This window comes from Aliiroseovarius subalbicans (assembly GCF_022678625.1).
In the GTDB taxonomy this organism is placed as follows: domain Bacteria; phylum Pseudomonadota; class Alphaproteobacteria; order Rhodobacterales; family Rhodobacteraceae; genus Aliiroseovarius_A; species Aliiroseovarius_A subalbicans.
In genome coordinates this window covers 1,352,204-1,376,045 of the sequence record NZ_JALBYQ010000001.1, presented here as the reverse complement: position 1 = coordinate 1,376,045, position 23,842 = coordinate 1,352,204, and the positions used below count along the sequence as shown (strand labels likewise).

Genomic DNA, 23,842 nt, shown 5'->3' with positions numbered 1-23,842 from the left:
CAGATGTCAGGTAACTACGTGCTCAAGTCGCAGTTACCCAGCGTTTCTACTTTAGCTTTTGTCGCTATCCAGCTTTCCACGCGCAGTTTGCACCATGTTTCCCAGCATTTCATCTTCACCTGGTGTGTCTACACTCTGTGCAAGGTTTATCTCGTGAAATTGGCTGTTTATTGCATCATTCTCTGAGGCCCAGGGGTTGGCATGCCCTGCGAACAACGGAGACGCGATAAGGCTGACTACTGCGCTGGAGAGGAAAAGGTTTTTCATTGGTTTCTCTTTTGTGAGAGGTTCGGAAATCAGCACTGTCTGACGTCAGCGCCTATGGTCCTTCATACGGTGAACTGATTACGATAAAAGGTCGGTCAAAAGGGCCAGCAAAGCTCTGCTTGTTCGGGGAGGTAATGATAGCGATTTCCTGCCGACTGCTGGCTGAATGACCATTTGCCGCGCTTTCTGGATCGCAAATTTCCGCTTGGGAAGACAAAAACCCTCCCAGTGACCGGCACATAGCATATGTCATTGAAAGGAAATGGAGGCGAGTACCGGAATCGAACCGGTGTACACGGATTTGCAATCCAGAAAGAGAGACAGCAAAAACAACGTCTTACAGGTACAAAATACCCCCTGACAAAAAGTGAACAAAAAGCGAAAGTTTCAAAGCCAAATTCGCCGGTTCAAAACGAAAAAGGCCCCGTCACAGCAGCAACTGTGAACCGGGGCCAAATAGAAAAAGCCTGTCAGCTTTCGCAGCACATTAGCACGAGCCGGAGTCGCATCGCAAATGCTCAGTCGGCTTTTTCGTGGCCTCTGACTGGTGAGGTGATCCAATGAGCTGGCGCATCGCAAATGAATGCGCCGAGCGCCGCTTTGGCAGCGCCGCGCGCAAGCAGATCATCATGTTCCTGGCCGATAAGGCGAGCGATGATGGCTCAGGCATCTGGTGCTCCAAGGGGACCATCCAGCGCCACACTGAGCTCAGCGAGAGCACGGTGAAGCGCACCATCATCGACTTCCTCCGCGAAGGCATTTTGATCGAGACGGGGCGGCGGCAGTGCAAGAACGGCTACACCGTCATTTACCGCATCGTTCTGGAACGCGTGGCCGCGCTCGAGCCCACGGCTGAGCCCGAAATCGAGACGGGGGTCACTGTGAACCCCGTCCAGCCTGAACCCGGCACGGGGTCCACGGTGAACGGGGTACGGGGTTCACGGTGGACCCCAAACCATCCTAAAACCATCCATAAACCACCTACGCGCAGGCGCGAGGCGGCGGAGGAGGTTGAAGATCTTGAAGCTGAGAAGATCTTGGCGACTTATCCCGAAGACAGGATCCGAGACCAGAGAACGACTCTGCAGCTGATCGCAGCGGCCGTGAAAGCCGGTGTGGGGCCCGATGACCTGCTTCAGGCTGTCAAAGCCTATGCGAAGGAAAGCGAGGGCTACACGCGCAGCAAGGTCTGTTTCTCGGACAACTGGTTCAAGATGCGCCGGTGGGAGAAGGGGCTTGCCCAGGTGCGGGCCGACCGCGAGAAGGCGCGAGAGGCCGAAGCCAAAGGCCGAGCGAGCCTCGCCGAATGGATTCACGAGCGTCATCCTCTGTGCCGCCACATCACTAACCGACAGATCGAGGATTTGATTGCGTCAAAACTGGTGACGCCCGATCAGGTCCGCGCTGCGGGGCTGCAGGCGTGAGTGTAGCTCGCATGTTACGCTGTGGCATAAAATTGAAATATTTACGTTGCAGCGTAATTTATTTTGATTTACGCTACGCCGTAAAAGGAGCTGCATCATGGACCTCACAGCACGAACGGCCGAGCAGATCGGCGAGGCACTTCGCCGGACGCGCAAAGCGCGCGGCTGGACCCAAAGCGACATTAGCGCGCGTACGAATTTGCGCGTCGCGACAATCTCGTCGCTGGAGAATGGCGATGCGGGAACCAAGCTCGCCACAGTGCTCGCTGTCATGGCGGCACTTGGGCTTGAGTTCCGATTGGTGGAGCGCGGTGGCTCGCTTGAAATCGAGGATATCTTCTGATGGCCAAACGCGGGCGTAGCGGCACTATGCAGGTGCTTCTGAATGGAAAGTTGGTGGGGGCTTTGCGTCTCGCAAGCTCGGGCGCAATCAACTTCACCTATGATCCGGACTGGCTGTCGTGGGAACACGCCATGCCCATCTCTCTATCCCTGCCTTTGCGCGAAGAGGCGCACCAAGGTGGCCCTGTCATTGCCTACCTGGAAAACCTGTTGCCCGACAATCAGGCGATACGCGAACGCGTAGCCGCTCGGGTGCGTGCAGGCGGTACGGACGCCTGGCACATGCTGGAGAAAATCGGGCGCGATTGCGTAGGGGCCTTGCAGTTCGTTTCGGGCGAGATCCCCGAGTTTGGCGCACTCGAGGGAGAGCCCGTTTCAGAGGCACAGGTTGCGGATATGTTACGCAACCTCGCAAACGCTCCGCTAGGCTTAGATGAGGAAGACGACTTCCGCATTTCTATCGCAGGGGCGCAGGAAAAAACGGCGCTGCTACGCCACGAGGGCGCGTGGATCCGTCCATCGGGGCTCACCCCAACAACCCATATCCTCAAGACGCAGCTTGGCGTTCTGCCCGCAGGGATCGATTTGTCTGACAGTGTTGAGAACGAGTTTTTCTGCATGAACCTCTGTCGGGCCATGGGCATGGATGTGGCTGAAGTCGAGATTGCCGACTTCGAGGACGTGCGGAGCCTTGTTGTGACCCGGTTCGATCGGCGCTGGACCAAAGATGGCCGGTTGATCCGCCTCCCGCAGGAAGACTTTTGCCAAGCGCTCTCAGTCCCACCCAGTCAAAAATACCAAATGGATGGCGGGCCAGGGATCACCGAAGGGATCGGGCTGCTGCAGGGCAGTGATGACCCTGACGAAGATCAACGCGCCTTTTTCCGCGCGCAGGTGCTGTTTTGGTTGTTGGGCGCGACGGACGGGCACGCCAAGAATTTCAGTATTGCATTGCGCCCTGGCGGTTTCCTTTTGACCCCGCTTTATGACGTGCTGAGCGCACAAAAAGCCGTGGATGACGGTCAAATTCGCCAAAACCGGATGCGTCTCGCGATGGCGGTCGACGGGCACTATCGGATCAATGAGGTGGTGCCGCGCCATTTCCCGCAGGCTGCAAAGGCGGCTGGTTTTGGTGTGGTGCTGGCTGAAGAAGTCTTGTCGGACATCGCGGCAGAACTTGAACCCGCCTTGGACAAGACACTCGCAGACTTGCCGTATGGGTTCCCACAGCCATTGGCGGAAGCCATTGCCGCTGGCATACGACGTCGGGCGATTGCCTTTCATGCCGTATGATCCGCAGATCATATTTCCGATTTATGATCGGTAGATCATATTGGCTTCGAGCAATCTGCTGTCCCGATGCAGCTCTTGGATTTTCCATGCTCGTCTTGATCGGCTAGCTCAGAGACGGGTAGCCAAGCTCAGATCCTCAATGCCGTGTTTCTGATTGCTGAACATAAGCGGGCATCCGTGTCAGACGCGGGGCAAGCCCCGCTTCAATAAGAAAATTCCCCTGCGCCAGCGCATTCCTCGCGAGGCAAGTTTCTCGCTGACAGCCCCTTGGTGCCAGCTTTGGTCATGTTCATCGAAACACTCAAAGCGAGGATCAAAAAATGGCTACTCAAACTCTGAAACTGAACGTCAAATCCGGCGAAAAAGACGGCAAGAACTTCTGGGACCGCTGCGGCGTCCTCTTCGTCAACACCGACGACAGCGGCAACATCACGTCGATCAACGTCAAGCACAGCATGTTCCCTGACGTCGAAATGGTCGCATTTCCGCGCCGTGATGAAGATCCGGTCACCGAGTGACCTCAGCGCCAGGGCGGGTTTCCTGCCCTGGCTTTCTTCGGGGGCGATAGAGCTAAGCTGTAGTTCGGCTTTCAGGTGAAATTTCGTAGGCATGGCCGATTGATTTCTGCCTTATTCACTTCGCTATCGGCCGGACTGTAAGGATGTATTCGCACCCCGTCGCCAGTGCCCTTGGGTTTCCGATCATGGTCGGCTAGGTTTTCGAGATGTGTAGGAACGCTGCTGATTTCAGATTTGTCGATGTACATCCAAGAGTACTGCTGGTCGGGGCCTGTCCTGGACGTGAAGAAGAACGGGACGGACGGCCTTTCGCAGGGCAGTCCGGACAAAATCTTGAAATCATGCTGCGACGCTTGCAGGTCCTGCATCCGCTGGTTTTTCCATCGCCGCAACTGGATGCCTACAGCTTAGTCAATGCACACTCACTGCCACGATATCCCGAGCGCGAGGGATACGATGGGAGCACGCAGCCACGCAAACAGGATGTTCTTGCACCCGAGAACCGAGCTAGGCTCATTGCCCGTTTGCAACGCGTTCAGCCCGAAATCATCGTTTATCTGGGAAAGGCGGCACAGTTCGCCCACGAAGTGTTTGAAGCGCATATGCCTGACATAAGAGCCTACCGAACAGGGCACCCATCAGCCCAAGCCTGGAATATTCCGCGCCAATATCGAGGCATGCCGCGAGAAGAAAAAATCCGTCGCTGGGCTGAAGACCAATTCGCTGCAGTTGAGTGAAGTCGGCGGACGGCCCAAAGCGTGCGAAATTGGGCTGCCTCTGTTCTGAGGTCGAACTCCCGATAGGATCCCCGACGTCGAAATGATTTCCTTTCCGCGCCGGGACGAAGATCCGGTCACCGAGTGAGTGACCTGAGCGCCAGGGCGGGATTCCCGTCCTGGCCTTCATCGCTGAAAACTGGGTTGTCAGTTAGATTGTTTCATCTTGCGATCGAACTTGCCGGTTCAGGCGCGAAAGCGGTTCGCTGAAGGCAGCTTCCAATTTTTGGATATGAGCCGCGAGCCAACCAATCATCTCGGGCCATGCTTCCCGGTTGAAGCCGTCAAAGGGTTGAGCGTAGACGATGCGGCTGGCCTTTTTGTCGTCCATGCGCCGCCAATCAAGCTTTGCACCGAACGCCGCCTCGATCGTGTCTTTCTGTCCATATAACTGATCAAAAAGCCATTTGTTCTCTGCGGTTTCAGAACGCTGCAAGCTTATCTCGACCCGTGCTTCATCTCTCGAGAAGATCATCTGATAGGGGCAAGACCGGGTCCCAGATCCTGCGCTGAGCCAATGATCCTTGGTCGGGCTGATATTCTGGTAAAGTGTTACGCCGTCGACACGCAGCTGTTCAAGGGCCGCTTCCCAGAAGTCCAAGCGCAGCTTGTGCCGCTTTTTCTGCGTGTCTTGGATGGCTTTCTCTTCATTTTCTTTGCTCGACATTCCGATCATGAAGTCGGCAGCCTCAGGCGTGGGTATGATCTGCTGAATGTCGACCATCAGCTCGTCGCCAAACGAATACGGGGTCACCTTGAAGCACTGTGCGCGAATTCCGCGGCTGAGGAGCCACAGGACCGTTGCCGTGACCTCGCGCCGAAAGTTGGCTGCGATAAAAATCATGCGCTGGTCATTGCCGGGGTTCAGGACGGTCTCTTCTAACTCCTCGACTTCCATGAACTCGCAGATCCGCACGGCCGCATTGCCACCGCCCGCATAGCGGTCGAGGTATTGTTGGTAGATATCGACGATCTGCGTCTTGGTTAGGCCCGAGACGTAGGCGGTGTACTTCAGCGCCTGCCAGGTGACATCCCTGCCGCTGTCATCAAGCTTGTTCTCGATCACAACGAGGTTTCCGTCCTTGTCGAGCGCCAACAGATCCAAGCGTTCACGGGTTTCATCAAACCCGTCGAACTCTTTCTGAATGATCAGCAATTCCTCACCAAGGGCGTCAGGTTGGTTGGCCAGCCACTCCTGCAAGTGGTCACGCTCACGTAGGTTCAAGTCAGAAAAGCGCTTCTGGGTCAGGCGGGACAAACGGTTTTGATTCAAATCAACACGGAACATCACTCACCTCGAAAATCGGAGAAATCTATTATCGCAACACCAGCCAGATCATGCTGGATAATGTACTGGGACATAAAATTACGGTCGCGGATGCGTTCAAAAATCTGACGCCTATCTCCTGGCATCGAGCGATCTGCCTCGCCAGGATCAATGCCCAGTGCGCCCATCGCGTTACAGTTGCCGGACGGTGTGAATAGGCGGTGCCAGGGCTTAGAATGCTTCTTCAGCTTGCTTAGAGCGTTGCTCTTCTCGGCCTCGACTTTCTTGGCACACGCGATCGAGCACCCCCAATAGCTTCGCCCCCGATAAGGGTGTTCTCCGCCCCCGTTGAGGAGGCTGGAGTTAGTGCCGTGGTCGTGGTTGAAGAAAACATAGAGCGGGATGCTCGTTCCCGCGTTGGCAATCAATTTTGCTGATTGTCCCGATTTGGGGTCTAAGCCGCCATAGTCCGATCCTTTGCTGGCGTGATACAATCTCTTGGCTTGGACGCGGAGGCCAAGATCGCACCACGGCGTGCGCACGATCCATTCCCAATCGGCACCGTTGATGCCTTCCTCAGTTTTATTGAACATCGCTACGCTCAAGCCGTGCTTGGCATGATCACGGGCCATCCGAAGCAACAGCATTTCGGTGAGAGTCTCTTCCTGGAGTGACAAGCCGCGCGTGAAAGCATGCCCCTGTTCGTTCCAAACCCATGCTGCACGCCTACGTAGATAGTCGCGAAGAGTGATAGGTGTCGCCATTAACAAACCTCGAAACGAACCAATGACCGACAACGCGCCTTAACTGCCGCGATGTCCCGAGCCGCTAGGCCACCCTCATGATCACAACACCCGCGCATTCGATCTCGTTTTTTACAAGTGGGGGTTAAGGCTGTCTTAATCCGCAATGTGGTTCATTAACAGACGTGGCAAACGGTGTTGGTACAGATCAACGCAGAAAATGGGCTCTTCAAGCATCGCTATATGCCCCTAACTGCAGACATGAGCTCGGAAAAGTCCGACACGACATCGTATTTTATCCGATCATTTGGGACGCTGTTCGCGATCTCCGCGAAGAACTTTCTGGCGCACTTAGTTTTCTCGCGCTCCAACTCGCGGAACTTGAGAGACGGCTGAGAACCTTTTGTTTCCGCGACAAAATAGATGTGCTGAACCGATTTCTCTTTAAAGGCTATCGCCCAGTCGGGGTTGTAGTCACCGACGGGCGTGGGGATCAGAAACCCCTGCGGTAGCTTCGAATAGACGACGATTTCATCGCTTGTATCCAGGTCTTCGACAAATTTTCGTTCGACCCCGGAGTCGACAACAGCATAGTCGTAAATGTGGTTTCGCAACTTCCCGACGGCCTGCGTCAGATCAGTGCCACTCTGGGTCGCGGGGAAAATATCGGTGTCGTATCTGTCGGCAGTTGCATCATAGGTAAGATGCTCGATGACAGTCGTGGCTTTCTGCTCTTTGATTATGCGTGAGGCCTCAGAGATGAACTGTTCCGGATTGGCCTGGAACGTCGAGAACTTTGCAGCGCTCATGCCGGTCAGGATTCTCCCAATCGTTCCCCGCGTGAGATCCGCGCCTTCCGCAAGTTTGCCGATGACGTCATATGAAACGAGCGAGTGTGCGGAACTGCTTTCCTCACTGCGTATACCTGATTGCTTAAATGCAGCTCCTGTTCGAAGCTGGGCCTCGGTTAGCTCATCTGAAAGCTGGCCTTCAGTAACGACGTATTGCAGTGGTGAGACAACGAGATCCCGGTCCAAAGCATCGACGCAGCGTTTAACCAGATCATCGGAGTCAAACTCGACCTGATAAACGGCCTTCCGGTTGATGCGCTGCCAAAGTTCCTGAAATTCCTTCTTTTCGAAGTTCTTGTTTCGCGGGATCGCTTTAGGCTTGCGGCCATCGCCCATCATGTTCTCGAGCTGGCTTCCGTTGAAGACGGTATCGATCAGCTGCAGGATCTGTTCCTGTTGGTCGAGGAGTTCATCGGGCAGTGAAGCCAGCGTGCCCGCCTCACGCGCGTCATGATACGCTTGCGTGATGCCATCGTTGTCATCGATGTAGTCGTTCTTGACGAGATACCGCTCGATGCGTTTGGCCATGTCCCTGGAAACGGTGGCTTCGCTGCCGTTCACCATGATCGACTTGCCTTCGAAGTATTCTGCGTTCGCCTGGCGGGGGCGCTCCGACAGGTTCTCGGCGATTTCTTTCTGAAGCCCACCAACAAAGTCTTTGTAGCTTTCGCTGGCCACCACGGTCAGGATGTTGATGTTATGCACGGTTGATGCGTGGTCCATACGATCGCCGTTCTTGTTGACCGAAATGCGCAGACCCCGGCCGACTTCTTGACGACGCGATATGGTGTTGTCGCTGTGCTTGAGCATGCACATCACAAAGACGTTGGGGTTGTCCCAGCCCTCGCGCAGCGCGGAGTGGGAGAAGATGAACCGCGTCGGTTCCCCGAACGAAAGTAGCCGCTCCTTGTCTTTTAGGATCAGATCATAGGCTGAAACATCATTCGTTTGTCCCGCTAGTTCCCCTCGAGCTACAACTTGTGGGTCGACTTGCCGTCCCTTCTTGTCGATCGAGAAATAACCGTTGTGGGTCGCACCGACGTCGATGCCGTCTAGGTGCTTCCGGTAGGCCTCATCTTCCAGGGGCAACTCGCCAAGATACTCGGCTTTCAGCGCTTCGTATTCCTCTTCGAACACCCGAGCGTATTCGCCTTTTTCATCCTCAGCGTCGTAGTCTCGATATTTGGCGACCTCGTCGATGAAGAACAGCGACAGCACCTTGATGCCTTTGGCGAAGAGCTGCTTTTCGCGTTCAAAATGGGCAGAGATCGTCTCGCGGATCTGAATGCGGCGGATGTCGCGTTCGGTGATGTCCCCGCTTGCTTCACCAGCCTTCAGGACTGCGCCGTTGGTGAAATGCACTTCGTCCACGCGAGCGTCGATGTCAGAGACGACGAAATCCCGGTATTGATCAAGCCCCTTGGACAGATCGAACAGGTTGCGACCTTTCTCGACCTTGCGCAGCACCCGCTTGATGCCGGAGTTGGTTTTCACCTCCATCTCAACCCGCGCTACCGGGTCGCTTTTGGAAATCTGGATGCCTTCCAGATAGAGATACGCATTTGTGCCGGTCAGACCCTTGGCCTGAATGCCGCGCACTTCGATCTTCTTGACCAGTTTCTGGCTGAATGCGTCGACTGCATCCAGACGATGCACCTTGTTGTGGACCGTCTTGTGGGTCGCGGAATAGCGCAGGATAAACAGCGGGTTGAACTTGGGCAACGCGTTCTGTGTCGCCGTGCCTTCCATCTTCTGCGGCTCATCGAGGATCAGGATGGGGCGGTTCTTGGCAATCACGTCGATGGGGCGGCGCGACTGGAAATCATCCAGCTCTTCATAGATCCGCCGGTTGTCAGCGCCGCTCGCATTGAACGCCTGCACGTTGATCACCATCACGTTGATGCCCGCGTCCGAGGAAAAGCTCTCCAACTCATGCAGCCGCTTGGAGTTGTAAATGAAGAACCGCGCCTTCTTGCCGTAGCCTTCGACAAAATGCTCTGCCGTCATCTCCAACGACTTGGCCGCGCCTTCGCGGATCGCAATCGAGGGAACCATGATGATGAACTTGGACCAGCCGTAGCGCTTGTTCATCTCGAAGATGGACTTGATGTAGCAATAGGTTTTGCCCGTGCCGGTCTCCATCTCGATATCAAGATTGATCGCAGACCCCGGTTTGTAGCTGGCCGGTTTCGGTCTGCCCTTGTGATCGAAAAACACGCTGAGGCTTTCCGACAAGGGCAGGTTCTGGCGCTGCTGCACCTTGCGGATGTTCTCCAGCACCGTGGACATAGGCATGGCCAGATCGGCGTTGCGAAAACCGTCTTCGTCGGAGCGCATCTGCGCGCGGACACCGGGATCGATGCGGTAGACCTGGGCCGCCGTGTTGGGCTGACCCTCAAAACAATCGACCACGGCCTCTACCGCAGCGGTTTGATAGTCTTGCGACTTGAACTTGATCTTCATGGGGTCAAATCGCCTTTACTTCGGTGTCGGGCGACATGGCTTTGAAGATCTGGCGCACGTTGATCTTGGTCTGGTCGTCGGCAAAGCCTGTGTCCTTGAACACGATCCGCATTGGGGCGTGGCCTGCCAGCTCTTTGACCAAGTCTTCGGAGATGCCATCGTCGAAACAGGCCATCAGGGCGGTGTCGTCGACGAAGAAGACGGTCTTGCCCTGAACCGTCTCGCGGCGGATGGGCAGGGTCAAGTCAACGCCCCAGTCGAGCAGGACTTGGAACAACAGGTCCTCGGCCGTGCGGTCGGGTTTGATATTGTCCACGCGCGAAAGCAGGTCTGCCTGAGAGGTCTGATCCGGCGTGTAGAACACATCGGCCATGTTTGAGCTGTCGATCTTGATCGAGCGAAAGCCTACGTCCTTGTTCCATTCGCTGTGACACTCGCCTTCGAGCAGCTTTGAGCCTGCACGACGAAGGCGCTCCCGAGATATTTCCGCGATTGTCTTGAACCCAGCTTTTGCAGCCTCAGACTTTGGGTCTGGTTCCTCGTCAAGTTGAACCAGCACAAATTTTCGGGCTTGTCCGTCCTCTGCATTTGCTTGCATGACGGCATGTCCTGTGGTGCCCGAACCTGCAAAAAAATCCATGACAATGCCACCATCGGAGTTGTTAGCCCATCTGACTAGTTGCTTAATCAATCGAACCGGTTTCTTCCCATTGGCAAAGGCCATTGAGCCTTCTTTCGCAACGTTCCCCATGTCCTGATGAAACCCTTTCCAAAGGTCACCACGGATAACCGTCCTGCCGAAGCGAGGTTTGTAGTCATCGGACATTCTAAAGTTCAGCGATAGCGGCATAAGCGCTTGAAGCGTTCCATTTTGGAGTGTCGTCAAATAGTAAGTACGATGTTCGGCCTCAAACTTTTCCCAACGACCCATGGGCGGGGTCTGCCCTCCCGCAGAAACTGGCGGGCGGTCGATACGAGCGATGCTTTCTAGATTTGAGTCGATAAACTCTTTCGCAGCTTCGGAAAGTGCCAAGAGTTGGTTTATATCGTTGATGCTGAAGGCATTCCGGCGCAACAGATCAAAACGCTTAATGTCGGCGCCTACTTTTTCGTCGGCAAGAAGCTTTTCGGATAGCGTTCCCAGAGTTCCATCATTGTTCAGCCACACTGAATAGTGCGTGTCGTAGGTGTCGATGCCATCAAAAAGAGGTGTGTGTGGTTTTTTGTCAAACTCAGCTGTTCTTCTGTAAACATGCACAAACTCGACGTTTTTTACGATTGTACCTTGTTGGGCGTTAACCGTTTTTGGGCCGGAAGTGGTCGACATCTCAACCGCAATTGTATCGATGAAGTTGTCTTCCCCAAAAACTTCATCCAGCAGTCGTTTGAGGTTGGCGGTTTCTGCATCGTCGATCGATGCAAGAATTACACCATCATCGGCAAGCAGGTTCCTGGCCAATTTCAGACGTGAGTACATCATGGACAACCAATCGGAGTGAAACCGTCCGTTTGAGAGCGTGTTTGCGACCAATCGGTTTCCGGTTTCATCGACTTGGTTGGACCTTGTAAGAAACGCGTCTGAGCCCTCTGAAAAGTTATCCGAGTAGATGAAGTCCTTCCCCGTGTTATACGGCGGGTCGATGTAGATCATCTTGACCTTACCCAGATAGGTCTCTTGCAGCAGCTTCAGCGCCTCAAGGTTGTCGCCTTCGATGAACAGGTTCTGGGTGGTGTCGAAATCCACGGACTCATTGCGCGCGGGGCGCAGGGTTTTGGCGATAGGGGCGTTGGCGGTGATCAGCGCCTCGCGCTTGCCCGGCCAGTTCAGGTGATAGCGTTCCTGCGGCCCCTCGACGATGCTGTCCGACAATTCCTGACGCAGCTGGTCAAAATCCACCGCCAGGCGCAACTTGCCATCCTCACCCGCCGCCTCGGTCACGCAGCCGGGGAAGAGCGCGCGGATCTTGGCGATATTGTCCTGCGTCAGGTCAGGGCTGTGCATTTTCAGCTTTTCGATCTCGTCACTCATTCTCGTCCCTCTGCCTTTTCCGGCTTTTTCAGATGCTCGAAGTCTGCCTGCGCCTCACGCAGCTGACCGTGCAGTGTCATTTTGATGTTGAATTGCGTCTCGCGTTTCAACTTGGATTTCAGCTGGCTGATCTCACGCTCTTTGGTTTTTAGCGCGTGCGTCCGGTCCATCCGCGTGCTCAAGGATTCCGCCGTTTGCGGCACAATCGGCATAAGCGCCGTCAGGATCTGTTCATAAAGCACGCCAAGGTTCAGCGCCACTGGCAATGGGCTGCGGGGCGTATCGATCGGCAACCAGTCCGAGCGCAGATAGTCCGAGAGCACCCATTTTGCCGCGTCCGCCTCAGACGGGCGTTTGTGGGCGGCGGCGATTTGGATCTGGCCGTCCTGTTCCAGCTCGAACAGGATCGGAAAAGGGATGGCGCGGTCGATGCCTTTGAGCACGTCATCGTGCACTGAGTCGGATTTGAGCGTGACGCGGAACACCTGAATTTCCGGCACAGATTTGGTGGCAGGTAGGTTGATCGTCTCAGGGGCCAGCTTGGCGCGCCATGAGATCTGATCCACCTGAGTGACGAATTTGTCCCTAAGTGCAGTGCTGGCGCGCACGCGGTCATATATCCGCGTCTTGGGCACAACCCGTTTTAGAAGCGTGGCTTTGGGGTAGTCAAACAGTGCCGTCATGCCTCCTCCCTCACGACGATGAAGGCAAGAAGCTCAAAATCATCGAGCCCCGCGATTGTGTGTGTCAGCGCCGTGGTGTGCCCGCCCGAGAAGAGGCTGTCGAGGTCACGTTCTTCTTTCACCTCGATCATGGATTTGATCGCGTCGCTTAGCAGTTCAGAGTATTTGCCCATCTCGCGCCCGTCGCGGGTTTCAGCGTTGAAGGCGTCACAGAGGGTTTTGAGCGGTTTATCCAGCCCCTTGCAGCTTGCACGGATCAAATCGAGCAGGCGTTTTACCTCGGTATGGTCGGCGATGACGTGTGCGTCGTTGTCGAGATAGACCAGATAGTATGGGTGAAGACGGTTCTGTTGGTTGACGTTCACATCCGGGTGGATGTTGCGCAGGGCAAAGATCACACCGGGCTGCAGCCCCTTGGCAGGGTTGGTTGGGACGATGGCGTGCAGGCCTTTGGGCTGGCCAGACAGGTCGCCATGTTCCTTGGTGTAGTTGAGCAGATCCATGCGGAAGTCGTTGAGGCCAAGGTCCGTGATTGAGACACCCGTCTTGACGTCCTCCAGCTCGATCACCTCGTCCTGAAGGCGCTGTAGCTGGTCCTTGCGATAGGCGGTATCGCTGCTTTTGGCCGTCAATACGTTGTCTTCGCCGGTGCCTGCGAGGTCGACGATGTGCATTCGGTTTTCGACGCGTTCTTTGAGGTTGATGTATTCGTCCAGCGAGATGTCCGGCCAATAGTTTACCAGCTGGATAGCAGAGTTGGGCGATCCAATGCGATCTACGCGGCCGAACCGCTGAACGATCCTGACCGGGTTCCAGTGGATGTCGTAATTGATCAGATAATCGCAATCCTGCAGGTTTTGCCCTTCGGAAATGCAGTCGGTGCCGATGAGGATGTCCAGCTCTTCTGGCACCTCTGGCATGATCAGCGCCTTCTCTTTCGCCTTGGGGGCGAAGAGCGTCAGAACAGACTGGAAGTCGTAGTGAGGCTTCAAGGTCGTTTTAGGGTTGCCCGAGCCCGTGACGATGCCGGTTTCGGAATCCATCGCAGCCTTCAGGGCTGGTGCGACATGTCGATAAAGGTATTCCGCCGTATCTGCGTAGGCTGTGAAGATCAGAACCTTGCGATTGCCAGGGTTCAAGGGGGCGGCCATCTTCTGCTTGATGACGTCAATCAGGTGCTGAAGTTTGGCGTCCTCTGCGACGCCAACCTTATCCATTTCGGTCAACAGGCCTTGAATGATCTCACGGTCACCGCCCAAGTCGACTTTCCACGTTGGGATATCCATGTCAGCGAGGTCGATCTGGATCTTCTTGCCGATGGTAAATTCGCCGAGCCCCGACAGGTCGTCATCGTCGGTGTCCAAGTTGTCCACGTCATTGAAAACGTCTTCAATCCTACCGTTGCCGCCACTCGCCTCAAAGCGATCGATTGCATCCAGCATAGCGCCGATGTTTCGGTCCAGCGCACCCAATGTAAGTCGGAAAGCCTCGACTGAGCTTTCAAGGCGTTTCAGAAGGTTCGTCGTCATCAGCGCTTGTAGGCTTCGCTCTCGGTCGGCCTGGCGCAACGTGCCTTTGGAGCCCTCCGTCTTGGTGTCGTAGAGCTCTTCATATTTTCGAAGCTGGCTCGGCTGAATGTAGTTTACCGGAGCGTAGACAGCCATTTTTAGCAGGGATAAGTCGCCATATATCTCGTCGAACCCCACGACATCCTCGCGGAACGTGATAGGGAGGTGATGGGAAATTGGCTTTTTACGCTCGGGGAATTGCCCGATGTCGGCCGTGTCGTAGAATTGCTCGATATGCTTGCGAGAACGCGCAATCGTCACCGAGTCTAAGAGCTCAAAAAAATCAAGATCCAGTGCTCTAAGAATGGATTGTGCAGTGCGTTCCGCTGGGGGAAGCTCAGACCACGAGTTGAAGGCGGTTTGGGCCTTTCGGAAGATATCTTCAACACTAGACTTGGTCTTCAGGTTTCGGCTCAACGTGTCCGAATGCCCTTCGTAGGCCAATGCGAGCTGGTTGCGAAGATCGGTGAACCTGTTGTTAACGGGGGTCGCGGAAAGCATCAGAACCTTCGTCTTCACGCCGGATCTGATGACCTTGTTCATCAGCTTCTGGTAGCGAGTTTCCCGATCTTTGTAGACATCGTTATTTCGGAAGTTGTGAGACTCATCGATGACGACCAGATCATAGTTGCCCCAATTGACCCGGTCTAGTGGGATGCCCAGTGACTCGCCCGATGTTCTGGAGAGGTCGGTGTGACAGAGGACGTCGTAGTTGAAGCGGTCGGCTGCAAATAGGTTTGTCTTAAGGTTCGTATTATAGTTGCGCCAATTGTCGGCGAGTTTTTTGGGGCAGAGAACCAGAACAGATTTGTTCCGTAGTTCATAATATTTGACTACCGCAAGCGCGGTGAAAGTCTTTCCTAGGCCAACACTGTCCGCAAGGATGCAGCCATTGTACGTTTCTAGTTTGTTGATGACCCCAGTGGCAGCGTCTCGTTGATAGTTAAATAGCTTATTCCAGACGAGACTATCCAGATATCCAGTTTGGTCGTTGGGAAGCACATCGTCATCAACCTCCTCAAGGAATTCCCTGAAGATGTTGTACAGGATCAGGAAGTAAATTCTTTGCGGCGAATTCTCTTGGTAAACGGCCTCAATGTGTTGAAGAACCTGTTCTGTCACATCTTGGACGTTAGCAGGATTGGCCCAAACCTGGTCAAACAGGGAAAGATATGTCTTTGCAGACAGATCGTCTTCGAAAGCATGGGTGAAGTTCGACACAGCGTTGCCTGGCTGGTAGCCCAAGTCGACCGCTGAAAACCCGCTGATTGGCGAGAAAACTCGGTTACCTTTTCGTGCTTCGATATGCGCAAACTGCTGCATCGGTGCATCTGTTGCGTTAGATTTGAAGGTGGCTTTTTCCCGGATCCAATCCGCACATTGTCGTGCAATGGCCTTTTGGGTCAACTTATTGCGAAGATGAATCTCGAACTCTGTGCCGTAGAGTGCGGTTTCCCTAAGCTGTTTCGGGATGAAAAACTCCCGCTTCTCTTTCTTTGATCGACCTAGAGCCTCGTTTGGAATGAAAGTTGGATCCGTCAAGATGAATTCGAGTTCCTGAACGCTTTCTAACTCATCCCTCAGCGCTTCGTATGCAAAGATCGAAAAGCAACTGGCCGCCACTCGGATTTTTGCACCAGCTTCGGCCCCTGCTTTCAGTTCATCTCCCAAAAGGACAGAAATGTTGTCGATGATTTTCAAAAGATTGCCCTGAGTCCGAATGATTTTTTGTAAACGTAGCGCTTAACGGCTTGTGTTCACAGCCCAAATTCAACCTATGTACACGGATTGTCCGTGTCCAAAACTCCGTGCCACTGCCTCTATTTGATGCGTCTCAAAAACAGCCTTCTTCGGCCAGCATCAGCATAGCACAGAATATGGAGCCCGCAGGTTCGCGCGCGATCGATGAATGCTGATCATCTGATTAGGGTTTCAACGAGCACCCGGCACCCTCAATCGGGGCTTGGCATCTATCATTGGGGGTTGAAATACTGGGTGTAGAAGTCCTGTGATGTTGGGGAGGGCGTCACTTATGCGGGGGTGTTCGCTTCTGCTTGTTGCCAGTCATGGTATGTCTGCTTCGATCCCTTAACCTTCCACTCGAGGCGACCGTTGCTGTTTCGATCCAAGACGACAGCAGCGGCGGCTGAAGGACTATTGAAGGACCAAGGTTTCGTGAATCGGAGTTTTTGGTTGCCGTCCGCGACCAAAATGCCGTCTGAGATGAGCTTTTCCTTCAAGCTGCCATAGCTTTGTTGGACATAGCCGGTCTCGGTGAGCGCCTCGGACCCTTCCAATACAACAAATTCACCGTCTTCTTCGACAGCCGTCGCTTTGACGCCGCTCTTGTGGCGGATCTCGAACTGGACTTCACCTTCTGTCCGCTCGTCGACCGGCTTCGCTGTTTGTGTCAACGCGCGCGGTTGTGGTTTGAGCAAATCCAGGCCAATCACGGGCAGGATGATGCGCAGGTTTGATAGAAACTGCTCCATATTGGCGATGTCGGCCTCTGGCAGTCGTCGTCTGCTTGTGTCCGGCTGAGTGCCATTGTCCAACGTGACGCGGCCTGCTTGAGCTGCTTGTTCTATGAGCCGCGCCTCAAGGTATTCCGCGTGCCCTTTGGATAGGTCGTCGTCACTTGTGGTGATGGTGATGGCTGTTTCCCAGAAATCTCTTTTGATCGCGCTTTGCTTGATCCTCTCAGCCACAGAGTTCCCAGAGCCAATATAGGCGCGGGATGCACCGGCCTTTTCTGGATCAGGACCTGACAGTATGTAGATGCCGGTCCGATCGACCTCTTCACGAGCGGTCAGATCGCCGAAAGCTGAAGCCCCGCTTACAAAAAGTAAACCTGTCCAACCATGGATCGTCGCTTTTCGCAGCCCGGTTGGCTTCCCGTCTACGAGGAAAAGCTGGATTGTTCGACCGAATGAGCCCTCTGCTTGCACGATTTTTCCTTGAAAACATGATTCTAACAATTGGTCTTGCAGCACACTTAAAACACGAAATTGCGTGATTGTCGTCCCGTTAGGACGGCTTGATTGCAATAGACTGCACCGGGGTTCAACGGGCCGCAGGCCCGCTCACCCCGATCCAGGCATCCTTCTTTTTGTTTGGTCCGCCCAACATCCCTGACCGTGGCGGTCAACCTTGGGCCATCCCCAAAATCAGCCACCAATTTCCCCTGTCTCGCGGGCGAGCCATTCCTCGCGAGGCAAATTGGCGTCTGATTTTGGCGCAGACATTTTCTTCGCAAATGTGGCCGATTGACAGCCCCGTTCAGGGCCATGGGTCGGGCTTTGCCCTCTCCCACTCTGTTCCGCCGAATACATGCGTATTCGGTCAGATCAGGTGGCCGAGGCGCAGCCCATCGGCGGATGGGGGCACGAAGCCTCACCCGCGTCACTTTGATTGAGGAGGCCACAAATGGCACCGAAGTTTGATGTTTATGCCCATGTCACCGACACCATTATTGCAGAGATCGAGGCGGGCACGCCGCCTTGGCGCAAGCCGTGGACCGGAAGCGCGTCCGGCGTTGCCTTGCCGACCCGACACAATGGCGAGGAGTATCGCGGGATTAATATCCTGATGCTCTGGGTCATGGCGGCCAAGAATGGCTATGTTTCGAGCCGCTGGATGACCTACAAACAGGCGCAGGAGCTGGGCGGCCAAGTCCGCAAAGGCGAAACGTCGTCGACCGTGGTCAAATACGGGACGTTCACCCGAGAGAACGAATTGGGCATTGAGGAAGAACTGCCCTATGCGCGCGCCTATCGCGTGTTCAATGCCGATCAAATCGAGGGTTTGCCGAAGGATTACTACATCCGGCCCGAGGCCCCGCGCGACCTTGGGACGGCGGAAGATCCGGAGCTCGAGGCGTTTTTTGGCCGGACAGGGGCGGAGATCCTCACCAGCGACGACCCGCGCGCCTATTACAGCCCCGCGAAAGATCATATCCACATGCCGCCGATTGCCACGTTTCATAATGCGGAAGGCTACTATGGGACTTTGGCCCATGAGGTGATCCATTGGACCGGCAGCGAAAAGCGGCTGGAGCGCATCAAGAAGTTTGCGAACCGTGAGGCCTATGCCTTTGAAGAGCTGGTTGCTGAAATTGGAGCCTGTTTCCTCGGCGCTCAGATCGGGGTTGCGCCGGAGTTTGGCCAAAGCGCGGCATATGTCGAAGGATGGTTGAAGGCATTGAAAGACGACAAGAGGGCTATTTTTCGCGCGGCGTCTGAGGCGCAAAAGGCTGCCGATTTTGTCCTAGCAGCTGCAGGTCAGAGCAAGGAGGTGGCAGCATGATCCCTGATTATCACAGCAATGATTTTGAGACCGCGCGTCCGGAAGACACAGTGAGCTTGCGAAGCGCCGCCCGCGAAGCACGCGCCACGCTCTACGCCGTTTTGAACCGGTTGGAGCTCAATGATCTGGACGGCGAAGAGCAGCCCTATATCGACGATTGTCTTGGGGCTCTCGCAATCCTCGAAGAGGCGTTGCGATGACTTTGGAAGAGATCAAAGCAGCAGTGGACGCGGGCAACCGCGTTCACTGGGTCAACAGCGGGTATGTGGTGACGTGTGATTGCCTCGGGCAATACCTCATCACCTTCACACGGAACGGCTCAGCCATTGGTTTGACCAGTCATGATGGCACCTGCCTGAACGGCAAGCCTGGCAAATTTTTCATCAGTGAAAGCACCGAGGTTTGCCATGAAGTATTCTAAAGTTGAGCAGGCGGCCCGAGAGGGGCGCGCCAGCGTGCATCTGCATGGGTTTTGCATTCTGCCCGATGGCGGGGAGGAGTATTGTGACGATCCGGCACTGATCGATGGCTGGGCGATCTATGTCCGAGTTGAGACCCCGGACGACCCGCAACAGCCCTTTGATCTGCACGAGCTGCCCGATCATCAAACCTATGCCAGCGCCGAAGGCGCGGCCCGCGCAATAGCGCTGCAATTGCTTGGCGATGCTGAGGCGTGGAACCACGATTAGTGGTGCTATGCCTTGCGCATGCGGCCGGGCTTTGCCCGGCGGTTGCAGCCGATGGCTGCTCCAAACGGAATACAGGCAGTTGATGCAATATTATAATATTGAATCAATTATGGCGAAATGCCATAACAGGGCTGCCTGTATGATGCTGGCAAGAAATAGGGGTGATTACTTCACATGGGCCGACCGCGCGCACCACGGCACAAGCGACTGACGCAAAACCAGCGTTTTGCCATCGTGCGCAAGCGTGCCGAAGGGGTGCCAATCGAGGATCTGGCCCGTGAATTCGGCGTGACGACCCGCAGCATCTTCTACACCTTGAAGGCCGATCAAAGCCGCAAGCTTGATGCGCGCGTGCGCTCCGAACTGGTGAATGTCCGGCTCACGCCAAAGGAGCTGGCAGGCTTTGATGCGGTGCTGACGCGGCATGATATCACCAGCCGCGCCGAGGGGCTTCGGCGTTTGATCCATACCTCAAACGATCTCTTCGTTCCCGACGATGAACTGGCCAATCAGATGCAAGGGCTGTCGGCCTCGCTCAATCGCACTGGCAACAACATCAACCAGATTGCACAGCGCTTGAACGAGGCAAAGCGCCAGGGCAAGACGCCGCCCTATGGCAATTCTGCCCATGGTCAGGTCCGCGCATTGGCAGGGCTGATCTTCGACATAGCGGACCAGGTTCAGGACATGGCGCAGCGGCGACGCAGCGCTTTGTCCGGCGAAGTTGCCCGCGTTCTGGGGGGCTTTGCCGATGGCCCGGAATAGCGCTGTAGTCGCCGCGCAGGAGGCCTTCTTCGATCGGGACTGGAGCCGCATTCGCGGCAGCGTCCCGCGCGCCCGCGCAAAGCAGATGGCGCGCGCGGCCATGGGGCATTCACCCGCGATCTTCAAAGCCATTCGCGATGGCGGCACACACAACAAAGCGCAGCTGCGCAACCAGTTGGAATACCTGACCACTAAGTCGAGCTTCATCATTGACAGCCGTGGCACCTATGACGGCCAAAGCGTTCTGTCAGCCAAAGAGATCGAGCAGGTCACGCGCCGGTTTTCAGCGCAGTGGAATGAGGGGTTCCACCCGAAGCTGGGACATACCTCACATCTCTTGATGGCTTTCCCAATTGGCACGCACGGCGAGGATGTCGCCGATATCACGCGCGAGATCTGCGAGCGGTTCTTTCAAGGCGAAGGCAGCCACTTCGACTACATCGCGGCCGTGCACGAGGATCGGGATCACCCGCACGCGCATATCGTTTTGAACCGGCGCAGCAAGGATGGGGAGTTCTTCTTTCTGAAGGAAGGCCACCACTTCAACTACGACGGTTTTCGCGAGGCTATGGTCGAGGTGTCGGACCGCTATGGGCTGCGCCTTGAAGCGACCCGAAAGCTTGAGCGCGGGGTCACGACGCAGAGGCCAAGCGATTTAGAGCAGCGTCGCGCGGAATCCACCGGCCAGAAGCTGACCGAGCGTGAGCGCGTGGGGCCAGAGCTTGACCGTGCCCTGGCAGAAGTAGCGCAGAACGCGCAGCTCTATCTGGGTCTAGCGGCCGAAGCCACGCGCGAGAACCAGCACGACATTGCAGCAGCCTTGGACAAGGCCGCGACGCTTTTGGCACAGGGAAAACCGATTGAAGCAGATGGAAAGGTATATGGCATGGCCGAAGAACAGCATTCGTTTGATGAGGTCGTGGATGCCTTCCACGACAAGATCAACCAAGCTGAACGCATCGTAGCGGACGCCCCAGTGGAGCGGCGCGCGGCGCTGGAGCATGAGCTGAACGACATTTATCGTTCACTGTCGCATCTGAGCCCAATGGGGACGCAGTCCCACACCTTGCTCGAAGACGCGTCCAAAAGTGGGATCTATTCCGCCGCGAACATTCAGGCCGACGCCCAAAGCGCTTTGCAGGATCCAGCCCTTGCCGAACGTCTTCAGCAGGCTTTGAGAGGCACCGGCATTGACGAGCAGGAGGTGACACGTCGTGTCGAAATCGGCGCTGGCAATGCCGCGCTGGAGCGGCAATGGCTCGGACAGGACTTGAATGCGATTGCCGACAAGGAAGGCTTTGACCTGTCTCGCGCCGATGAGCTCGAGAAAGCAATCGATCGCCTCGACCAGGTCCATAGTGATCTGGGCCGTGCCTTGGCCGATGCTGAGGTTCTTAAGGACAGTGGGGCGGTGGAAGCCGACCGGCAGGAAGCCATAGTCGACAGGTTGCCGCCGACCATCGCTGATATCCTGAGCCGTTTGAGGGACGACCCGACCGCAGATCCTTTCCGCAGCGATCTGGAGCGCGAAACCTTGCGTGCTGAGCTGGAGGAACTGGTCGGTGAAGTTAGCACCCCGGACTTAGCAATCGGCGACGAGACCACGCTGGAGGAACATATCGAAGACCGCCTGGACCGGCTCTATGCGGCCAAGGCCTATCTGCAGAGCGATGCCGCTTTGGCGAACAGTATGGCGATGGAGCATGTCCTTGATGAGATCGCCAATGAAGAAATTGATGTTCAACGCGAGCGGCATGTCGATGCCGACGGCGAAAAGGGCGTGACGCATGGGTAAGGCGCGGATCGCACTCGGCGTCATGAGCTTTGCCCTTCTGGGAGCGGTGTTGGGCTATGTTCTAGCGTCGGCCTTTCTGACATTCCGATGGTTCGGGGTCGGGGCCGATATCGATTTCCTGATGCTGGCGCGCAGCTATGGGGTTCTCCGAACGACCCATCCAGGCGATATGCAGATCGTTCACTTGCTTGTCGGGATCTGCACCGGGGGAGGTGTTTTGCTTAGCGCAGTTTTGATGAACGATGCGCTGACCAAATTCGGTGAAACCAACTGGCAGCAGATGTCTGAGATGAAACGGAACGGCTTTTTCGGCAAGCCTGGTCATGGCTTTGTCCTCGGCAAAATGGGCAAGCCGAAGAGTCGCAGACCCTTCGTGATGTCCAAGGTCTTCCCCCATGCTCTGATCGTGGCCCCGACCGGACGCGGCAAGACAACTGGGTTCGTCATCCCGAACCTCTTGACCTATCAGGGCAGTGCCGTGGTGCTGGACGTGAAGGGCGAAAACTTCGAGGCAACGGCGCGCCACAGGGCAGCGCAAGGCGACAAGGTGTTCCGGTTTGCGCCCACTGATTGGAAGGACGGCCGCTCGCACCGCTACAATCCTTTGTTGCGCATATCGGCGCTGGACAACGTCGACCGCCAGCAGATGGAGCTGCAACTCCTGGCCTCGCTGTTCCTGCAAGCTGATAATGACCGAGTTCAGGGGCTTCTTGATGGCGGTATCGATCTGTTTGTGGCGGCGGGACTTTTGGCGTTCGAGCGCAAACGGCCGACCCTGGGCGAGATCTACCGCATCACCGCATCAGGCGGTGACAAGCAAAAGGAATATCGCAGACGCGCAGATGAAGTGGCTAATCCGGCTGCCAAGCTAATCTTCATGCGCATGGCATCGACCAACAACGACACGTTAACGTCCTATTTGTCGCTCTTGATGACATCTGGCCTGAAGCAGTGGTCGAACCCGGCAATCGACCGCGCAACTGCGACCTCAGACTTAGATTTCCGCGACATCCGAAAGACGCCGTTTTCGGTCTATCTCGTAGTTGAACCACTCATGGTGAAACCCCTCGCGCCGTTGATCCGCTTGTTCTTCTCGGATTTGTTGGCATCGCTGCAGGACCATGAACCCGGCAAGGACGAACCTTGGCCGGTTATGATCATGCTCGATGAGTTCAATCGCCTGGGCAAAATGCCGATCGTTCTCGACAGCATCGAAACCCTGCGATCATATCGCGCCAATCTCGCGATCGTCACACAGACGATCCCGGCGCTGGACGAGATCTACGGCGAAAATGCCCGCCGTGCCCTGCAGGGCAACGCGGGTATCAAGCTCTATCTGACCCCCTCAGATGAAAAGACCATCGAAGAGCTCAGCAAAGCCGTCGGCAAAACCACCAAGCGCGTCGTGACCCGTTCGCGCTCGGTCGGCCGCAACCCTTTTGCCGGTCGCAGCATGTCTGAACGGACGGAAGAAACCGCTTTGCTACCCGAGGATGAGGCTCGGCGCATGGATCTTGATGACATCGTTTTGGTGGTTGACGCGCAAATGCCAGTGCGCGCCAAGCGGATCAAATACTATGAGGATTGGTTCTTTAAGCAGATCTTCGACAAGCAGACTGGCGATTTGCCATATCCCTCAGCCGGGGATCAAATGCGGGGGCTGCAAGGGCAGATCAAAGCTCTTGAGGCGAAGATAGGCGCGCTTGAGGTGCCGAAGGAGGTTCCTGTTGGTGGCCCCGAAGGTGGTGGAAAACGGCGCGAAGAGATCGAAGAAATGACTTCTGGAGTTCGAGGTGCGCAGCTCGTAGAACAACCCGAATTAGGCGATTATCAAGCGGGAACAACGAGGGTGGAGCGGTTTTTGGAGCAAGCTTCCGACAGGTAGCGGCAAGTCACGAAACATTCCGGAGTATCCAAGCAATACCGGTTCAACTCAATTCTGAGCCTGCTGTGCGTCGGTCAGGGTGGCCAAAGTTTGCCTTCTACCAACACGCTATGATTGCATGATATGTGATCGAATGCGACGGTGAGGGATAACCTCTAGCCGTCGCAGGATTCGACGGT

At 55.6% G+C, this 23,842-nt stretch carries 20 protein-coding genes; 12 read left to right on the top strand and 8 right to left on the bottom strand.

Annotated elements, in window-relative coordinates:
* Positions 1–51 precede the first annotated feature (51 nt).
* Positions 52–267 carry a hypothetical protein gene (locus MN188_RS06905; protein ID WP_242106912.1) on the bottom strand — a complete coding sequence of 72 codons (216 nt, stop codon included), beginning with the start codon at positions 265–267 and terminating at the stop codon, positions 52–54.
* 560 nt (positions 268–827) lie between these two features.
* Between MN188_RS06905 and MN188_RS06900 the strand changes: the two genes are divergently transcribed.
* From MN188_RS06900 to MN188_RS06880, 5 genes are all read left to right on the top strand, one after another.
* Positions 828–1,691, top strand: a complete 864-nt coding sequence (locus tag MN188_RS06900; RefSeq protein WP_242106910.1) for a hypothetical protein — start codon at positions 828–830, stop codon at positions 1,689–1,691.
* A gap of 97 nt (positions 1,692–1,788) precedes the next feature.
* Complete coding sequence (locus tag MN188_RS06895; protein ID WP_036560649.1) at positions 1,789–2,034, top strand: helix-turn-helix domain-containing protein; 246 nt, start codon at positions 1,789–1,791, stop codon at positions 2,032–2,034.
* Entirely contained in the window at positions 2,034–3,326 is a 1,293-nt protein-coding gene (locus MN188_RS06890; protein ID WP_242106908.1) for a type II toxin-antitoxin system HipA family toxin, read from the top strand. The genes MN188_RS06895 and MN188_RS06890 overlap by 1 nt, the downstream gene beginning before the upstream one ends.
* A 320-nt stretch (positions 3,327–3,646) precedes the next feature.
* A complete protein-coding gene (locus tag MN188_RS06885) occupies positions 3,647–3,844 on the top strand; it encodes a hypothetical protein (RefSeq protein WP_035262952.1) in 198 nt (65 codons plus the stop codon).
* A 206-nt stretch (positions 3,845–4,050) separates the two neighbouring features.
* Positions 4,051–4,581: a uracil-DNA glycosylase family protein gene (locus tag MN188_RS06880; RefSeq protein ID WP_242106906.1), complete on the top strand. Its 531-nt coding sequence runs from the start codon at positions 4,051–4,053 to the stop codon at positions 4,579–4,581.
* 190 nt (positions 4,582–4,771) lie between these two features.
* On the opposite strand, the gene MN188_RS06875 is transcribed toward MN188_RS06880, so the two are convergent.
* The 7 genes from MN188_RS06875 to MN188_RS06845 form a co-directional block, all read right to left on the bottom strand.
* The gene (locus MN188_RS06875) at positions 4,772–5,908 is read right to left on the bottom strand and encodes a DUF4268 domain-containing protein (protein WP_242106903.1); all 1,137 of its coding nucleotides are present in this window, start codon (positions 5,906–5,908) and stop codon (positions 4,772–4,774) included.
* Positions 5,908–6,651, bottom strand: coding sequence for a DUF6615 family protein (locus MN188_RS06870; RefSeq protein ID WP_289052999.1), 744 nt, complete (start codon positions 6,649–6,651; stop codon positions 5,908–5,910). The genes MN188_RS06875 and MN188_RS06870 overlap by 1 nt, the downstream gene beginning before the upstream one ends.
* Before the next feature lie 218 nt (positions 6,652–6,869).
* Complete coding sequence (locus MN188_RS06865) at positions 6,870–9,944, bottom strand: type III restriction-modification system endonuclease (RefSeq protein ID WP_242106898.1); 3,075 nt, start codon at positions 9,942–9,944, stop codon at positions 6,870–6,872.
* A gap of 4 nt (positions 9,945–9,948) precedes the next feature.
* Positions 9,949–11,973: a site-specific DNA-methyltransferase gene (locus tag MN188_RS06860; protein WP_242106896.1), complete on the bottom strand. Its 2,025-nt coding sequence runs from the start codon at positions 11,971–11,973 to the stop codon at positions 9,949–9,951.
* Positions 11,970–12,656, bottom strand: a complete 687-nt coding sequence (locus tag MN188_RS06855; RefSeq protein ID WP_242106888.1) for a DUF4391 domain-containing protein — start codon at positions 12,654–12,656, stop codon at positions 11,970–11,972. Before MN188_RS06855 ends, MN188_RS06860 begins: the two co-directional genes overlap by 4 nt.
* Positions 12,653–15,925 carry a helicase-related protein gene (locus tag MN188_RS06850; protein WP_242106886.1) on the bottom strand — a complete coding sequence of 1,091 codons (3,273 nt, stop codon included), beginning with the start codon at positions 15,923–15,925 and terminating at the stop codon, positions 12,653–12,655. Before MN188_RS06850 ends, MN188_RS06855 begins: the two co-directional genes overlap by 4 nt.
* A 329-nt stretch (positions 15,926–16,254) precedes the next feature.
* Positions 16,255–17,172, bottom strand: coding sequence for a GIY-YIG nuclease family protein (locus MN188_RS06845; RefSeq protein ID WP_242106884.1), 918 nt, complete (start codon positions 17,170–17,172; stop codon positions 16,255–16,257).
* A gap of 478 nt (positions 17,173–17,650) precedes the next feature.
* Between MN188_RS06845 and MN188_RS06840 the strand changes: the two genes are divergently transcribed.
* The 7 genes from MN188_RS06840 to MN188_RS06810 all read left to right on the top strand — a co-directional run bounded on the left by MN188_RS06840 (position 17,651) and on the right by MN188_RS06810 (position 23,663).
* Entirely contained in the window at positions 17,651–18,529 is an 879-nt protein-coding gene (locus tag MN188_RS06840) for an ArdC family protein (RefSeq protein ID WP_242106882.1), read from the top strand.
* Entirely contained in the window at positions 18,526–18,729 is a 204-nt protein-coding gene (locus tag MN188_RS06835; RefSeq protein ID WP_242106880.1) for a hypothetical protein, read from the top strand. The genes MN188_RS06840 and MN188_RS06835 overlap by 4 nt, the downstream gene beginning before the upstream one ends.
* Positions 18,726–18,950 (top strand): hypothetical protein, encoded by a 225-nt coding sequence (locus MN188_RS06830; protein ID WP_091429009.1) that lies wholly within the window; start codon positions 18,726–18,728, stop codon positions 18,948–18,950. The genes MN188_RS06835 and MN188_RS06830 overlap by 4 nt, the downstream gene beginning before the upstream one ends.
* Positions 18,937–19,218: a hypothetical protein gene (locus MN188_RS06825; RefSeq protein WP_091429010.1), complete on the top strand. Its 282-nt coding sequence runs from the start codon at positions 18,937–18,939 to the stop codon at positions 19,216–19,218. Before MN188_RS06830 ends, MN188_RS06825 begins: the two co-directional genes overlap by 14 nt.
* A 174-nt stretch (positions 19,219–19,392) precedes the next feature.
* Positions 19,393–19,983 carry a helix-turn-helix domain-containing protein gene (locus MN188_RS06820; protein WP_242106878.1) on the top strand — a complete coding sequence of 197 codons (591 nt, stop codon included), beginning with the start codon at positions 19,393–19,395 and terminating at the stop codon, positions 19,981–19,983.
* Positions 19,970–21,778 (top strand): relaxase/mobilization nuclease domain-containing protein, encoded by a 1,809-nt coding sequence (locus MN188_RS06815; RefSeq protein WP_242106875.1) that lies wholly within the window; start codon positions 19,970–19,972, stop codon positions 21,776–21,778. Before MN188_RS06820 ends, MN188_RS06815 begins: the two co-directional genes overlap by 14 nt.
* Complete coding sequence (locus MN188_RS06810; RefSeq protein WP_242106873.1) at positions 21,771–23,663, top strand: type IV secretory system conjugative DNA transfer family protein; 1,893 nt, start codon at positions 21,771–21,773, stop codon at positions 23,661–23,663. The genes MN188_RS06815 and MN188_RS06810 overlap by 8 nt, the downstream gene beginning before the upstream one ends.
* Positions 23,664–23,842: the final 179 nt, after the last annotated feature.